The sequence below is a fragment of the Pseudomonas agronomica genome (assembly GCF_025917275.1).
Taxonomy (GTDB): Bacteria; Pseudomonadota; Gammaproteobacteria; order Pseudomonadales; family Pseudomonadaceae; genus Aquipseudomonas; species Aquipseudomonas agronomica.
On record NZ_JAOSHO010000010.1, the window covers coordinates 1 to 16,022 of the forward strand.

General features: G+C 61.2%; 12 protein-coding genes. 5 read left to right on the forward strand and 7 right to left on the reverse strand.

Annotated elements, in window-relative coordinates:
* Nucleotides 1–26: 26 nt before the first annotated feature.
* The 3 genes from OC610_RS01945 to OC610_RS01955 are packed head-to-tail and all read left to right on the forward strand — an operon-like array spanning nt 27 to nt 4,179.
* Nucleotides 27–767, forward strand: a complete 741-nt coding sequence (locus OC610_RS01945; protein ID WP_264426287.1) for a ThuA domain-containing protein — start codon at nt 27–29, stop codon at nt 765–767.
* Entirely contained in the window at nt 764–2,551 is a 1,788-nt protein-coding gene (locus tag OC610_RS01950; RefSeq protein ID WP_264426288.1) for a thiamine pyrophosphate-binding protein, read from the forward strand. Before OC610_RS01945 ends, OC610_RS01950 begins: the two co-directional genes overlap by 4 nt.
* Before the next feature lie 17 nt (nt 2,552–2,568).
* Nucleotides 2,569–4,179: a GMC oxidoreductase gene (locus tag OC610_RS01955; protein ID WP_264426289.1), complete on the forward strand. Its 1,611-nt coding sequence runs from the start codon at nt 2,569–2,571 to the stop codon at nt 4,177–4,179.
* 63 nt (nt 4,180–4,242) lie between these two features.
* On the opposite strand, the gene OC610_RS01960 is transcribed toward OC610_RS01955, so the two are convergent.
* Entirely contained in the window at nt 4,243–5,322 is a 1,080-nt protein-coding gene (locus OC610_RS01960; RefSeq protein ID WP_264426290.1) for a LacI family DNA-binding transcriptional regulator, read from the reverse strand.
* Nucleotides 5,323–5,392: 70 nt separating this feature from the next.
* Complete coding sequence (locus OC610_RS01965) at nt 5,393–6,520, reverse strand: MFS transporter (protein ID WP_264426320.1); 1,128 nt, start codon at nt 6,518–6,520, stop codon at nt 5,393–5,395.
* A gap of 279 nt (nt 6,521–6,799) precedes the next feature.
* Between OC610_RS01965 and OC610_RS01970 the strand changes: the two genes are divergently transcribed.
* The gene (locus OC610_RS01970; RefSeq protein ID WP_264426291.1) at nt 6,800–8,071 is read left to right on the forward strand and encodes an MFS transporter; all 1,272 of its coding nucleotides are present in this window, start codon (nt 6,800–6,802) and stop codon (nt 8,069–8,071) included.
* A 68-nt stretch (nt 8,072–8,139) separates the two neighbouring features.
* Here the strand turns inward: OC610_RS01970 and treS are convergent, their stop codons facing one another.
* Nucleotides 8,140–10,206: a maltose alpha-D-glucosyltransferase gene (gene treS / locus OC610_RS01975; protein WP_264426292.1), complete on the reverse strand. Its 2,067-nt coding sequence runs from the start codon at nt 10,204–10,206 to the stop codon at nt 8,140–8,142.
* A 284-nt stretch (nt 10,207–10,490) separates the two neighbouring features.
* Between treS and OC610_RS01980 the strand changes: the two genes are divergently transcribed.
* Nucleotides 10,491–11,324, forward strand: coding sequence for an SDR family oxidoreductase (locus tag OC610_RS01980; RefSeq protein ID WP_264426293.1), 834 nt, complete (start codon nt 10,491–10,493; stop codon nt 11,322–11,324).
* Between the two features lie 5 nt (nt 11,325–11,329).
* Here OC610_RS01980 and OC610_RS01985 read toward each other — a convergent pair whose 3' ends face one another.
* Genes OC610_RS01985 through OC610_RS02000 form a run of 4 tightly spaced genes read right to left on the reverse strand, consistent with a single transcriptional unit; the run spans nt 11,330 to nt 16,007 of the window.
* On the reverse strand, nt 11,330–12,583 hold the full coding sequence (locus tag OC610_RS01985) for a lipase family protein (RefSeq protein WP_264426294.1): 1,254 nt from the start codon (nt 12,581–12,583) through the stop codon (nt 11,330–11,332).
* Nucleotides 12,580–13,563, reverse strand: coding sequence for an alpha/beta hydrolase fold domain-containing protein (locus OC610_RS01990; RefSeq protein ID WP_264426295.1), 984 nt, complete (start codon nt 13,561–13,563; stop codon nt 12,580–12,582). Before OC610_RS01990 ends, OC610_RS01985 begins: the two co-directional genes overlap by 4 nt.
* Nucleotides 13,560–14,579: a phosphoglycerate dehydrogenase gene (locus tag OC610_RS01995; RefSeq protein WP_264426296.1), complete on the reverse strand. Its 1,020-nt coding sequence runs from the start codon at nt 14,577–14,579 to the stop codon at nt 13,560–13,562. Before OC610_RS01995 ends, OC610_RS01990 begins: the two co-directional genes overlap by 4 nt.
* 30 nt (nt 14,580–14,609) lie before the next feature.
* Nucleotides 14,610–16,007, reverse strand: coding sequence for an OprD family porin (locus OC610_RS02000; protein WP_264426297.1), 1,398 nt, complete (start codon nt 16,005–16,007; stop codon nt 14,610–14,612).
* Between the last annotated feature and the right edge of the window lie 15 nt (nt 16,008–16,022).

A 16,022-nucleotide genomic window follows, 5' to 3' on the forward strand; every position in this document is an offset into this window, starting at 1 on the left:
ACACCCAACCTGAGAGGTGATCAACCGTGAGTCGAGTCTTGTATCTATACGGTGGCTGGCCCGGCCATTACCCGTACGAAATTGCCGCATGGGCCCGGACCGTTTTCCAGGAGCTGGATTTCGACGTGGAGGAATCCACCGACATTTTCACGCTGGACAGGGACTTGACCGGCTACGACCTGATCGTCATTGGCTGGAACAACGCCGTCACCACCGAAACGTTGACCGCATCCCAGGAAAACCACCTGCTCCATGCGATCGAAAACGGGACCGGACTGGTCGGTTGGCACGGCGCAGGCGCAGCGTTCCGGGCGAGCCTGAAATACCACTGGGTGCTCGGTGGATCGTTTCTGGAGCATCCGATGGGCGAAGGTTTCCCCCACCCTTACCAGGTCAACATCATCGATCACGGCCATGAAGTGACCCAGGGCGTCGAGGATTTCGAGGTCCGGTCCGAGCAGTACTACATGCAGGTCGATCCGAACATTCACGTGCTCGCCGAAACCACATTCGACGGTAACCCGTTCCCGTGGCTCAGCGGTCATCGAAGCCCGGTCGCCTGGGTTCGCCAGTGGGGCCAGGGCCGGGTGTTCTACCACTCCATCGGCCACGACACCGGCAATCTGGCCGACCCCAATATTCGTCGCCTGACCAAACAAGGCCTGGCATGGGCGACCCGTGGGCGCGAGCAAAAAACCGCCGCGTTCGACGCATCCACCCCTCTCTCATCAATCCCTTTTTCATCAACCCCAGGAGTCCTGTCATGAGCAAATTGACCGGCAGCCAGATCGTGGCCCAAACCCTGAAGAACTATGGCGTCGAATATGTCGCCGGCATTCCCGGACACGGTATCTGGACGCTTACCGACGCGTTTCTTGAAGAAGATTCGAAGCTGAAATTCATCCAGGTCTTCCACGAACAGAGCGCGGTTCACCTCGCCGACGGTTATTACCGGGTGTGCGGCAAGCCCATGGCAGCAGTGACCTCCATCGGTGCTGGCGCGGCCAACACCGTGATCGGCATGGCCACTGCGTTTACCGACTCCACCAGCCTGATGCTCATCACCGGTGGGCCACCCACTCACATGCGCGGCCACGGTCTGCTGCAAGAGCTGGAGCGCTACACTGACAACGATTTTCCGAAGATCGCCGAAGCAGTCACCAAGCGTCATTGGGTCGCGACCCGCGTCGAAGACCTGCCCTTCATGATGCACCGTGCCTGGAGCGCCATGGTGACTGGCCGACCTGGTCCCGTTCACCTGGAAATCCCGATGGACGTCCAGGCCGAGGCGGCTGACGTCACGCTGCATGCATTGGAAGAACGCACCCCGATCGGCAAGAGTTTCCCGGACCCGGCGGCCACGGCCCGGGCAGTCGAAGAGCTCAAGGCATGCAAGCGGCCGGTGCTGGTGATTGGCGGGGGGGTCATTACCGGCGAAGCCAGTGCCGAGGTGCTGGCCCTGGCCGAGGCCTGGAAGATTCCAGTGGTGACCACGTGGAACGGCAAAAGCGGCTTCCCGGAAGATCATCCGTTGTTCGCCGGCAGCGTAGGCCAGACTGGCACGATGTGCGGCAACAAGGTCGCCTCCACCGCCGATGTGATCATCGCCGTGGGCTGTCGCTTCACCGACTGGTCATCATCCAGCTACGCCAAGGGCGTCACCTTTGCGATTCCACCGTCGAAGTTGATCCACATCGACATCGACCCCCATGAAATCGGCAAGAACTATCCAGTGACGGTGGGTATCTGTGCCGACGCGAAACACGCCCTGGCGCATATCGTCGACGGGCTGAAAGGCCAAGTGGTCGATCGTGAGGAATACCTGAGCGACCTGCGTGGCTACCAGGAGGAATGGGAGACCAAACTGGCCGGCCGGCGTGATTCGGACCGTTTCCCCTTTACCTCCCAGCGTCCGTTGGGCGCCCTGCGCAAGGTCTTTCCGCGCAACACCATCGTCGTGGTGGGGTCGGGTAACACACAAGGCGCGGTCAAACAGACGTTCCCTGTCTACACACCGCGCACCCACCTGACCTCGGGCGGTTTTTCGTCAATGGGTTGGGCGGTGCCCGCGGCGATCGGCGCCAAGCTGGCCGCGCCGAACCAACCGGTGGTGTGCATCCTGGGTGACGGTGACTTCCTGATGACCTCCCAGGAAATTGCCATCTGCGTGACCAACAACATCCCCGTGGTGTTCCTGATCCAGAACAACGCCGGCTACATGTCTATTCGCGGAGGCCAGCGCAAACAGACGAGCCGGCATATCGGCACCGAGTTCAATCACCCGGACGGTACGCCGTACAGCCCGGACTTCAAGGCTGTTGGCGAAGCCTTCGGCTTGAAATCCTTTCGCGTCGAACGCCCGGAGGACCTGGAACCGACCCTGCAACAAGCGCTGGACCTGAACGCGCCCGTGCTGATCGAGATCCCGACCGACCGCGATGCTGCCGGTCCTTGGGTGCCGGGCTGGTGGGACTTCCCGATTCCTGAGTACATCACCGATGAACGCCAGGATGAATACTGGGAAATCCGCAATTCCGAACAACACCTGTAGGCACTGGAGCGGCTCAAATGAGTGATGCACTGATTTCGCATCATGCAGAGCTGAATCCACAACCGGGGGCGCCGCGCGAACCGCGCGCCCTCGACGTGGTGACACCTGATGCAGATGGCAATATCAACTGTGATGTCGTGATCATCGGCTCGGGCATGGGCGGCTCGACTTTCGCCCATGCCCTGCGCGACAGCGGGCTGGACATCGTGATCGTCGAGCGCGGCGATTTCCTGCCTCGCGAGGTACAGAATTGGAGCGCCGAATCGGTCTTCGGCGAAGGACGCTACCGCAACGCCGAGCAATGGCTGGACTCAGCCGACCAACCGTTTTCCCCCGGGGTGTTTTACTACGTCGGCGGCAACACCAAGTTCTACGGCGCCATGCTTCCACGTTTTCGTGAAGAAGATTTCGGTGAGATCCAGCATGCCGAAGGCGTCTCCCCTGCCTGGCCGATCAGCTACGCGGACCTGGAGCCCTGGTACGCCGAAGCGGAAAAGCTCTATCGCGTCCATGGCCAGGCGGGCAGCGACCCCAGCGAGCCTTGGCGTTCCGGCCCGTTTCCGCAGCCGGCGCTGGAACACGATCCAGCGCTGCGGGCGTTGGAGCAAAGCATGCGACGTAGCGGGTTGAAGCCCTTCGTGATGCCTGCGGCGGTGGACTATGGCGACAGCGGTGCCTGTGTGCTGTGCTCGACCTGCGATGGCTATCCGTGCCTGATGGATGCCAAGGCCGACGCCGAAGTATCGGCATTGAGACCCGCGCTGCGCAGCGCTTCGATCAAGCTGATGACCCGCACCGCCGTCAATCGGCTGGTGACTGCAGCCGACGGCCGCTCCGTGATCGAGGCCCATGGTGTGTTCGAGGGCCGCGAAGTGAAGTTGCAGGCCCAGCGATTTGTCCTGGCCTGTGGCGCGGTGAACAGCGCCGCGTTGCTGTTCAAGTCAGCGAATGAGCAGCACCCTGAAGGCCTGGGCAACCGTTCAGGGCAACTGGGCCGCAACTACATGGTGCACAACAGCACGTTCATGCTGGCGGTCGATCCTCGACGCAGGAACCCGGTCATGTTCCAGAAAACCCTGGCCCTCAACGATTGGTACAGCGCCGGCCCCGGCAATGCGTTTCCGCTGGGCAACGTGCAGATGCTGGGAAAGATCCGCGAGCCGATGATTACCGCGATGCGCCCATGGCTGCCAAGGTTTGCGTCACGGTACATCACCGACCACAGCGTCGACTTGTACCTGACCTCAGAAGACCTGCCGACCCAGGAAAACCGTGTCATCTACGACACGTCCCGAGGGGCGATCAAGGTCCATTGGACGCCCAACAACCTCAAGGCCCATGAAGAATTGGTGAGCAAGACAAGCCACATCATGCGCAAGGCTGGGTACCCATTGATCTTGAACGCGCGCATGGGCATCGCCACCAATTCGCATCAATGCGGCACTGCCGTGATGGGCGATGATCCAACGTCCAGCGTGCTGGACGTCGACTGCAAGATGCATGACCTGGACAACGTCTGGGTCGTCGACAGCTCGTTCTTTCCTTCTTCGGCGGCCGTGAACCCGGCCCTCACCATCGCCGCCAACGCATTGCGGGTCGCGGACGTCTTCAAGCGCCAGTTGCCTTGATTCAAACGCCAAGGCGGCCCACTGCGGCATAGCGTCAAGCCGCAGTGGGTCGCCCGCTAGGCGTCAGGTGCCTGTATTGGCCTGCGTCGATGTGCGCACGATGAGTTTCGTCGGGAAGATTTTCTGCTCGGGCTCGAGCCGGGTGCCCGCCGGGGTATTGAGTTGTTCGGTCAACATCCTCGCGGCGTAGACCCCCTTCTCTACCATGGGCTGGCCAATGGTAGTCAAGCCGAGCTGGACCGCTTCCGGGATGTCGTCGAAACCGATCACCGAGAGGCTTTCGGGGACGTTGCGATTGAGCGCATGGGCCGTTTTCATGCACGCGATGGCCATGACATCCGAACAGGCAACGACCGCCGTGACATCGTTGGAGGTCAGCAGCGTAAACGCCGCCGCTTGCCCGGAAGTCGAATCCAATCCGCCGGCTTCGATGATGCTCAAGTCTTCAAACGCCAGGCCAGCTTCGCTCGCTGCCTCGACGTAGCCAGTGAGGCGCTCCCTGACGATGCGTTCGCTCGCGCTCCCGAATCGCTGCCGGTCAATCGGGCCGCGATAACCGTCAGGATTGAGCCGGTCGATGATGATCCCAATTTTGCGATGCCCCAGCTCCAACAGATGCTGGACCTGCATGCGGGCGGCGCCCCGGTCGTCAATCCCGACAAAAAACGAGTCGGGTACCAGTGGCGAGTCGATCACCACAAATGGAATGTTCTGCTTCACTACCGCCAATACTGCGGGATGGTCGTCGGGCAAGGTCGAGATGATCAGACCGTCAACCAGCCCACGCAACGCCAGGCTGCCGTGCTTTTCTGCCTGCGCGCGGCCGACGAGGCGGTTGTTATTGAGAGGAAACAAGGTCAGCGCGACATTTTCCAGCTCCCCGACTTCACTGATGCCACGCAGCAAGGCGATCGTGCACGGGTCAGCGAATGCCAGCGACAGCTTGTCCATCATCATCAGCCCGATCGCCCCGATTTTTCCGGAACGAAGGCTACGCCCCAGGACGTTCGGCCCCGGGTAGCCCAACGAAGCAGCCACTTGAAGAATGTGCTCGCGCTGGGCCTGCGACAACTTGGAGGGGCGATTGTAGGCGTAGGACACCGCCGGCTGGGACACACCCGCCGCCAGTGCTACGTCTTTCATTGAAACCGATGCCATCGCGTGTTTCCCAAACCTTGATGGACCTCAGGCGAGGTCCGTGAAAAAAAGACGCTCAGTGTAACCGTTGGCGGGAAGCCGTCGGAACCCGTCGAGCGGCGCTGACAATAATCGCGATCATCAATGAAGCAACGGCCAGTAGCGCCGCCGAGAGACTGGACAGCTGAGCGAACAATCCAATAGCCGCCGGCCCCATCAGGATGCCGAGGTAACCGAGGCTGGTGGCTGCGGCGATCGCCAACTCACCTGGCATCGTGCGCTGGGCCCCGGCCAACGACAAATACACCGGCGCGACGTTTGCCAGCCCCGCGCCAACGACCCCGAAACCCACAAGGTTCCATAACCAGTTTGTCGCGAACACCACCAGCACAAATCCCGACATGACGATCAGGCCACCCCCCACGAGCACCGTGCGGGGACCGAGCCTCGCCACAATCCGGTCGCCACTCAATCGTCCCAAGGCCATCATCACGGCAAACACCGCATAGCCCAGGCCTGCAACGGCAGGCTCGACAGCACGAACCTGAACGAGGAACACCGCGCTCCAATCAAGGATGGCGCCTTCGGCGAGAAATGCGATCAGGCAGAGTATCCCAAGCATCAATACGTTGCCGGAGGGCCTGGCAAAGACGGGGCCGGCTGCGTCGCCGCTACGCCCCAGCATCTGGCGTCCGGCCGTCAACACGAAGGCGCCCAGCGCCACCAGCACCGCGCAACTGGCAAGCAACGGTGTCGCACCGAGCCATAACAACCCGGTGATCACCGCGGCGCTGACAATCGTTCCAAGGCTGAACAAACCATGGAAGCCGGACATGAGAGACCGCCCGGTAGCGCGCTCGACCATCACGCCTTGCACATTCATGGTCACATCGACCGTTCCGCAACCCGCGCCAAAGAGCATGAGGGTTACCACCAGGCCGGAGAATGAATGCACCGTTGCCAACAGCGGCAGCGTCAGGAAAACCAGCGCGATGCCGACATGCATGGTGAAACGACAGCCCCGACGCGCATTCAGGACTCCGGCGAGCGGCATCATGACCAACGACCCCAGCCCAAGGCAAAGTAACAGAAGACCCAACGCGCCGTCGTCGATCCCGGCGCGACTGCGTGCGAACGGAACCAGGGGCGCCCACGCGCCCATGCACAGGCCAGCCATCAGGAACGTCAGCCGATAGGCAATCATGTGGGGCGTGGTGCATGGCAAGACTTGTTGTTGGGAAGACACGGAGGCCTCTGGGAAGGAGTGATTGAGTTATACGTATAACCTATATCTTCAAAAGACACCACGTCGCTGTGTCATGGAAAGCCGTTGCTACCGGCCAATTAACTAAAGATCCTTTAAAGCGTTGACCGCAGATCCAAAATAAGTTGACAGCACACCACGAGTAGATTTTACTTTTTGCAAGTTATACGTATAACCCATCTATGCATGCCCCCCACAAAAACAACAGGACAATGCAGCGTGATCAAGACTCTACAAACGACACCGGTCCCCGGCCGTATCCGCAAGGCGCGCATCGCGACCTTTCTCGGCTTCATGATGATTGGCGCCATGATGTACATCTGGTCGACAGGGGTCAGCGTCTTCCGGGCGCAACTGGGTTTCAGCGGTGAGCTGGGCGATGGGGACTTCGGCCTGATCGCGCTCGGCGTCGGCGTCGGTTCGGCGGCGGGGGCGCTGTGGGTGGGTCGCTTGCTCGACAGCTTCGGAGCAAAGCCGGTCATCACCGTCTGCGCCCTCGCCTATCCTCTCTCGATTATTCCATTGGGTTTTGTCACAGGCTTCTGGTTCGCGCTGAGCTTTGGCGTGGTACTCGGCTTGCTGCGAGGCGCGCTGGATACCGCGTTGAACGCCCACGGGGTCCAAGTCGAGCGTTTCTATCGACGCTCGATCATGTCCGGTTTCCACGCGTTTTATTCCTTGGGCGGTTTTCTACTGGGGATGGCCTGCAGTTGGCTGACCGGCCTGTACACCGACAGCGTACAAATCCCCTTCACCGTACTGGGCCTGGCGATGTTCATCGTCGGTTGCGTCTTCAGCCGATGGCTCTTGGGCAAACACGACGTTCCGGAGTCGTCGGCCAGCGATTGGCAAACAGGCGCGTCCACTGGCGAAGCCGGTACCGGGCCGTCGGTCAAAACCCTGCTGGTGATGATTGCCCTCGGCACCTTGTTGCTGGGGAGCATGATGGGCGAAAACGCGATTGCCGATTGGGGTCAGGAATATATCCGTCGAGAATTTTCGACGAGTACTTCGACGGCGGGCATGGCGGTGTCCATCTTCGTCGGGGCCGCGTTCGTCGGGCGATTGTTCGGCGACCGGTTGGCCGCCGCGTTCGGCAACGCCCAAGTGGTTTTCGGCTGTGGAGTGGTGTGCGTGCTGGGCATGATCCTGACCATCGTCGGCGGCAGCGCTACGACGGGGATCGTCGGCTTCGCGCTGTTCGGGCTCGGCCTGTCCTGCATCGCGCCCCTGATGATCTCCGCCGCCGGGCGCAGGGACCCTGAATATGCCGGTCGCAACATCGGTATCGTCAACTGCATCGGCTTTTCGGGGATGCTGGTCGGCCCCGCCGCCATTACCGTGATTGTGAGTAATTTTGGCTTGAGCAAGCTGATGTTTTTCCCGCTGGTCATGCTTGGGTTGCTGGCTACCTTCGGCCCGTTGCTGATGCGCTCGCCCAAATGCACCGTGGCGGAGCAAGCGTCTGCTGCCAACACCGCACCTCGATAATTTCCGCGACGCGCTTGTAACGAAATCGAGGTGATTGAGCGATCAATCACCTCGATTTGCTCCACCCCCTAGATCATCGGCGAACTGCTCACCACCCGCAGCGCCAGCCCCTCGAACGCATCCAGGGTAATGGTGAACTCGCCCTCGTCCGTGAGATCCCCTTCGACCCGCTCATTGATAATGTCCACCACCGGTCCCGGTGCGATTCCGGGCAGGTGCAGGGTTTCGGTGATGGGCGTCGAGCCGAAGTTCAGCGCGGTGATCTGCGTGCCTTTGCCGGCCGGCAGTTCGTGGACCATGATCAGCAGCGCCGGATTTTCGACGTCCGGAATCAGTATCTGCCGGCTCGCCGCGATGTCGTAGGCCCGGCGTGCAGCCAGGATCCTGCGCAGTTGTGAGGCGAATGAATCCGGATCCTTCAATTGACTTGGCAGGCTGCCGTACAACGTCCTTGCCCTAGGCATCTGCCCCGCCGAAAACGGCGCATCAGGATTGAGGTCCACCAGATCGTAGGCACCGCGATGAATCCAGCGCGTGTCGCCGTCGCGCATCAGATGTTCGACCTGCTCCGCCGGCAGCGGCAACGCCCCCACCAGGTCCCAACCCGACAAGGCGAAGACGCCCGGCTGCATGGCGTTGAACATCACCAGCAACAGGTGCACCTGGCGGATCTGCTGGACATCGGCGGCAGTGATCGCATCGAGGTCGCGAATGCCCAGCGCGGCGGTGATGATACTGGCCGTGGTGCAGGACACGCCGTTGGTCACGAACCTCAGGTTGTAAGGTGCATGCTCCCCGGACAGGCGCTCATACATCTGTTCGCGGATGTGCTCGCGCAAGATGCTGCCGGGAAAGGTCTGGCCTTGGTACAGGTACGTGTCGTGGGCGTGCAGCGTCCAGAAATGCACTAGCTCCAGGGTTAATTCGTCGTGGTTCTGCAACGCGTGGATCAGCGACCCTGGATCGATGCCGAAGGCGTGCATCTGGCGCAGCATCAACCGCAGGAATTCGGTGTCGCCCATCAGCAACGCGTGTTGGTAGGCCGGGCGCGTGATGAAGTCATAGGACAGGTCCGCCCCGCCGTGGGACATGGCGGCGATGTCATCGAGGGTCAGGTTCAGCTCCTGGAAACTGAAACCGCCGGCCTTGCGAATCGCGCCGCCGAGCAACTGGTTGCCCGTAATCGATAGCGGATGGCTCTCGGACCAAGCGGTGCCATCGAGCTTGCGCTCCACGCCAAGAAAGCCGTTGGCGTCCAGGCGGAGGATCTTCGCCCCCATGCAATCGATGGCGTGCAGCGCATCGCCGATGATCATCTGCTGCGCGGCAAAGCTTGGGTCCAGCCAATTCAACGACGGCTGGCCTTCCTTGAAGTAGTGCAGGTAGACCCAACGCCGTGGCTTGCCATCAATGCCGATGACGACTGGGGTCGCGCTCCAGTCGGTTTCCTTGACCCCAGGCTCGAAGAAAATCACCCGCTGCAACTGGCCGACGATGTAGTGCTTGTCGCGCAGGGCGTCGACCTGTTGCGCAGTGAGGTTCTGCGCATCGCGCCCCTCCTCGACCTCGGGCAGCAGCGGCCAGTCTTCCTCGCGGATCTCCACCATGTGGTAGAGCCCCGGATAATCTTCATAGGCCATTTCCGCCAGGCGAAAGTCCGCGCCCTTGCCGGTATGGGACGGGATGACATCGTCGATGACCACCGCGTTGTGCGCGGCGGCCATGCGCGTCAAAGCCTGTAGCTGGGCCTCGGTGCCCAATTCCGGGTCGATATCGAAGCTGATGCGGTCGAAGTTGCCGTCGATGGTCGGTGTGTATTGGGTGCCGCGCAGGCCGCCCGATTGCTTCAGCGGGCCGTTGTGGATGCCCTGGATACCGATTTTCGATAACGCATGCCACAGCGTTTCGTCCCCCAGCGCCTCGAGGACGGTGCCCTCTTCGCGGGTAACGATGGACGCTGGGTACGCCGTAAACCACACCGAAGACAACGCCGAGGCATCACGGGGGCGAGTGTGCGCAAAGGGCTGCTGCCAGAGACGTCCCTGCCCCGAATAGAGCTTGGCCCGCTGCCTCGCAGCCTTGAGCATCGATTGTTCGACCAGCCAGTCAATGTGGTTTTTCTCAGCCATCGTCATGAAAACAATCACCTGTCGGGATGAAAAAACGCAGCAGTCCTGGGGTTCAAAGCTGCGGCTCGTTAGTCATCAGAGGCCTCGACCCGGCATTCGTTGCATTGAGACAGAGGGCGGTTGTCATTCGCCCGACGGTCTGTTCGGCGTGAACTCTGAAAGGCCTCCCCTGGACAAATGTGGGAGCGAGCCTGCTCGCGAAGAGGTCCTTTCTGACCACACCTCATGCCTGACCCACCGCTTTCGCGAGCAGGCTCGCTCCCACAGGGTATGTCTAAGGAGAGTGCACGATGAAAACGTGGTTGATTACAGGTACATCCACCGGCCTCGGTCGTCTTCTCTGCGAACAGTTGCTCGAACGCGGCGACCGTGTCATCGCCACGCTGCGCAAGCAAGGTGCGCTGGACGACTTGCTGGCGCTGCACGGCGATCGCTTGCAGACACTGACACTCGACGTCACCGACACAGAGGCGATCACTGCGGTTGTCTCACAAGCGTTCGAAGCAGCCGAACGGATTGACGTGATCGTGAGCAATGCCGGCTACGGGCTGTTCGGCGCCGCCGAAGAAGCCAGCCCCGAGCAGATCGAACGCCAACTCGCGACGAACCTCACCGGCTCCATCCACCTCATCCGCGCGGTACTGCCGCATCTGCGTGCCCAGGGAGGTGGCCGCATCGTCCAAGTGTCTTCGGAAGGCGGCCAGATCGCCTATCCGGGCTTCAGTCTTTACCACGCGACCAAATGGGGAATCGAAGGATTCGTCGAGTCCGTAGCGAAGGAAGTTGCGCCGTTCGCGATCGATTTCGTCATCATCGAGCCTGGCCCCACCGCCACCCATTTTGCCGAAGGGCTGGATCGCACTACGCCCATGGCCTGCTACGAAGACACCCCGGCTGCGGAGGTTCGCCGGGCATTGGCCTCGGGTGCCTTCGTCGTCAAGGGCGACGCTGGCAGAACCGTCGAGGCCTTGATCCATGCGGCGGACATGACCCATCCGCCGCTGCGCCTGGCCCTGGGCAGCACAGCCTACGCCTCCATCAGCGAAGCGCTCGCCGAGCGAATCCGGTCGCTGGAGGAATACAGGCACGTGACGTTCTCCGCAGACATCGACGCGAAGGCCTGAACGTCTCAATCGTCATTGAACGGCGCATCAGGGTCTCTTTCACCGGGCGGACCGGGTCTTTGCAGGGTCGTGCAATTGACGCCATAGTCCCGTCCGCCAGGCCGTGCGCCGACGAAGGCGAAGGCATCTTCCAGCGAACCATGCAGCACCCCGTCGTGCCCCAGGCCTTCATAGGTACGCCACGTGACGGCGTTGCCGGCGGCGCACAACGCCGCCGCGACCGCGTACTGCCGCTCTGGCGTGATCGTCCGATCAGCCTGGCCGGTGGCGATGAACAGCGGGAAGGCGATGGATGCCTGTGGCATGTCGGTCGTCGGGATACGAAGGGCGTTCAGCGTCTCTGGGGGAACGGTCAACAGCTCGGCAAACGATCCAATCTGCAAGGCCTTGGATTTGACCGCGATGTCACGGGTACAGCCCTGCCGGGCGACCTCCAGCAACTGGAGACCCTTGGCGGTCAGGATGTCTTCCACTCGCGGTCCATCTTCGCGCAGGCCGCCGGACGCCAGCGCCAGGAACACCGTGTTGGACTGGCGAGGCGGCAGCGAAATGGGGCCTTGGGGAAAGGTGCTGTTTGGCGCCGTCAGCAGCGCGCCCAGTATCGGCAGCTCCGGCGCGTAGCTCGCGGCAAGGATGGCCGCGCCCAGCGCCGCTCCGCCGCCCTGGGATTGCCCGGCGAGGAACGTGCGATTGGCAATCAACCCTGGCCGGATGGCGCGGGCAGCGCGAATCGAGTCGAGGACGGAGCGCCCCTCCGCTTGCCAGAACGTGTAAGGATGCGGTCCCGGCCCTCCCAGGCCCTGATAGTCGGTCACAACAACCGCAAAGCCGCGTGCCAGCCAGCGATCGATATACGCCGCGTCACGGTCGCGCAGCCCCGTCCAGGAGGGCGCGCACGCATCGGCGATCCCCAGCGTGCCGTGGGCCCAGGCCAGCAGCGGCCAGCCTTCGGCGGGGGGATTGCCCGTCGGCAGGTAAAACGCGCCACTGACCGCAACGAGACCGGAATGCCAGCGTTCGTCGGTGGAACTGTAGAGCAGACGCAACGCCTGCGCGGCGGCAGGCATCTGTGCCTGCACCGGCATGCTCTCGCTTCTCAGCAGTACACCGGGCAACGCGGGCATTGCCTCAGGCCAGCGATAGAAGGCCGACAGCTCGGTATCCCCTGCGGCAGGCCCGATCGGTAACGTGCCGGCGGCCATGGCAACGGTAGCCCCGACGCAGGCACAGGCAAAGGCGACGATTCGGAAAAGGCTCATGGAAGGTTCGCCTCCCTGGAAAGCGCCGCACGCAAGGCACTGCCCTGCTCGGCAATGACGCTGCGGGCGACGGGCGCCCTTTCATTGAAACGGACAAAACCATGGGTCATGTTCGGCAAGACTTGCAGGGCCGTCGCCACCCCCGCCTTTCTCAGCCGCTGCGCCAGTTCGCGATTTTCATCCAACAACGGGTCCAGCTCGCCGACCACCAATCGTACCGGTGGCAGACCTGCCAGATCAGCAATGATTGGCTGAACCCGCCAGTCGTCCTCGTCATTGGCCAGGTAGCTGGCCCAGTAGGCGCTCATGGTCTCGACCGACAGGTTCTGCCCGGCGTACCCGCCCAGCCTTTGCCACGAATCGGAGCCCATGTCCCGCGAGTAGCTGCCGTAAAACAATAACAACTGCCGCAGCGCATCGATCCCCGAATCGCGTAATGCAATCGCAGCCCCCAGGGCCAGGTTGGCGCCTGCCGAATCGCCGCCGAGGGCGTAGCCGCGCACCGGGCATTCGGTGACGGCCCCCAGATGAACGACGCGACTGACAATCGCCACCACTTCGTTGAACGCCACTGGAAAGCGATGCTCCGGCGACAGCGCGTAGTCGATGGATAGCACCGCCAGGCCACTGTCGCGAACCAACTGTCGCAGCGGTGCATCCCAACCGGCCAGCGAGCCATGACGAAATCCGCCGCCATGGCAGTAGAACATCAGGCAAGGCGTCTCATCGCCCTCCGGCCAATAGAGCTTGCAGGGCACCGTCCGACCGTCAACGGAAAACCCCAACGTACGCTCGTAGCTCAGAGCGACGCTGGGTTGCGCCGCCCAGGCGTTGATTCGCTCCAACTGCGCCCGGACGCTTTGCACATCACCCTGAACCACCGGCAGCAGGCCGGCCTCGCGCAACGATGTCGCCACGGCCAGCAAGTCAGGATGAACGGGCGGGCGTGAGTCCGCTGACAGGTTTTCGCGACGACTCATGGCTGTCCATCCTGTCCGACGGGTCGACGCCCGTCCGCGATTACACAATGGCTGGGTGGGCTGCGCCCTTCCAGCACAGCCACCGCACATTGGGCGGCAATCAGGTTGGTACGGTTGAGCCCCTCGACCGTCGAGGCCCCGACATGGGGCGTCACGACCACATTGGGGAGCTGGATCAGTTGCGCAGTCACAGGCATCAAGGCGGGATTCGATTCGCTTTCGAATACATCGAGCCCCGCGCCTGCCAGTCGTTTTTCGGTCAAGGCCCTGAGCAGATCGGCATCGCGCACCAACCCGCCCCTCGCGGTGTTGATCAGCACCGCGGAACGCTTCATTAATTTCAAGGCACGCTCATCGATCATCCCCTGTGTTGCGGGATTGAGCGGCGCGTGAAGCGTCACGAAGTCGCTTTCCCTCAGCAGCGTTTCCAGGTCCACAACAACACCCCCTTCGGCGTGAACGCCGTCGGGGCTAGTGGTATGGATCAGCGGTTTCACCTCGAACCCGGACAAGCGCTGCAGCACGCCCCGGCCAATCCGGCCCAAACCGACGATGCCAACCGTCTTGCGATACAAATCGCCGCCCAGGGGGATCGACCAATCGTTGGTGGACAAGCCTTTCTGGCATTGCTTGAGCTGGCGACACACCGCGAGCATCAACGCGACGGTGTGGTCGGCAACGCTGGCGTCGTTACCGCCGATTGCAATGGTCGCCACCTTCCCCGCCGCCTCCACAGCTGCGGTGTCGACCCGTTCATAACCCACGCCACGACGGGCGATGACTTGCAGGCGCGGGAGTGAATTCAGCAGGCTGAACGTGATATTCGCATGCCCGACAATCCAGGCGTCCGCGTCGGCGAGGAGCTCGATCAGTTGGGGTTCGCTCAAGTCTCCATCGGCTTGCCCCGGCGCCAGATCTGCGACAACGACATCACAGCCATGGCGGCCCAGGAAATCAGCAGCCGTCGAGTCGAAGAATCGCTGTGTAACCACAATGTTATGACGAGGTTTAAGCATCACCGGCCTCTCGGTATAAACGTTCAATGTTCAAAATGCGTAATCCAGATAGACCCGTGCCTCTGACCCGCTTACCACGTTGTCGGGTTGCGCGGAGACAAGTGCGACAAAGTCCTGGTCAATCCGGTAGTTGAGATAGATCAGGCCCACCGAAAGTCCGGCGTATTCTTTTTCATCAAAGCGATAATAGAGGCGATATTCATTTTGCCGCTCGTTCACGTCGGTGCGCCGGCCGCTGAATGGATCGGTCGCATCAAACTTGCCTTGCTTATAAATGGTCATGACTTTGAAGCCATCCAGTGAAGCACCCAATAAAGAATGCCCGCTCAAGTCATACTCGGCCCCCAATTGCCAGGTTCGCTCACCGTCGTTGTTGAAATCATTGCCGGAACGTGTCCAGGCATCCATCCTGCCGTCAACGTTATCGCCATGGTCGAAATAGGCATAACCCAATTGCCCGTTGCTCAATTTGGCATTTGTTTCGGAAAACGAAACACCCAGGCGCAGTTTATCGAGCAATAAACCCAGGTTGATGTTCAACCAGGTCGCGTCATCATCGTAAGCGGCCTCGCCGGCTTCCCAATCGCGCTCCCAGATTTGCCCGGCTTTTTTGAACTGGTAATACTGGGTGTCCAATACCACACCGGCCTTGTCGCCGAGCGGCGCTTTCAATGTCAGTCCATAACGGGTGTTTTCGTTGAAATCCCGCGCTACCCCATGGGCATAGCCCAATTCAATGGCCTTCAAATCGTAATTGATGCCGTAGGTATAAAGGTCCTTGATTTCCTCGCCCGTCTGGCTCAGCAGGTGCTCGAATTCTTCCCGGTCCCGAGGCGAAGTACGGTTGATGTAGGCGGTTTCAAGCCCCAGCGTACCGGGCAGCGGACCGATACCCATCTCGGTAAAGTTCAGGTGGGCCCGGCCGCCCTGATAGGAGCCCGGCACGATCCGAGTATCGAGGGTGACCAAGGTGCCCGCGTCGAACCGCCCCCGGCCTATCTGGGAGTCGGCGTTCCAACCGTCCCCTTCATAACGCAGTTTGAAATAACCCTGCCCAACTTTGGCGAAGCCACCGCTCGTACCGTCGGAGTCATCAAACAAGTCTCGCCCGTTATCTTTCGAATCAATCATTGCCACGCCGTACAACGAAGCGTCAAACCCGACGATCCCGGCCCAATAACTGGAGTTGTAATCCAGGATCGCGCCGATCCCTGTCCCTCCCAGTTCAGCACCGTCGGGAAATCCTCCAAAACGGTCTTCGATCAAGTCATTGGATATCCGTGTATTGATATACATCGCGCGAAGATAAGCATTGAATTTGCCTTCATGCTGAAACCGGTCGGGATAACTGATCGTTGCAGAAAAGCAAACTTCCGACATCAACAATGTCGACAGCAACGTCATAGCGACGGCGTTAATCGATTTCATCGACCACCTCATCTA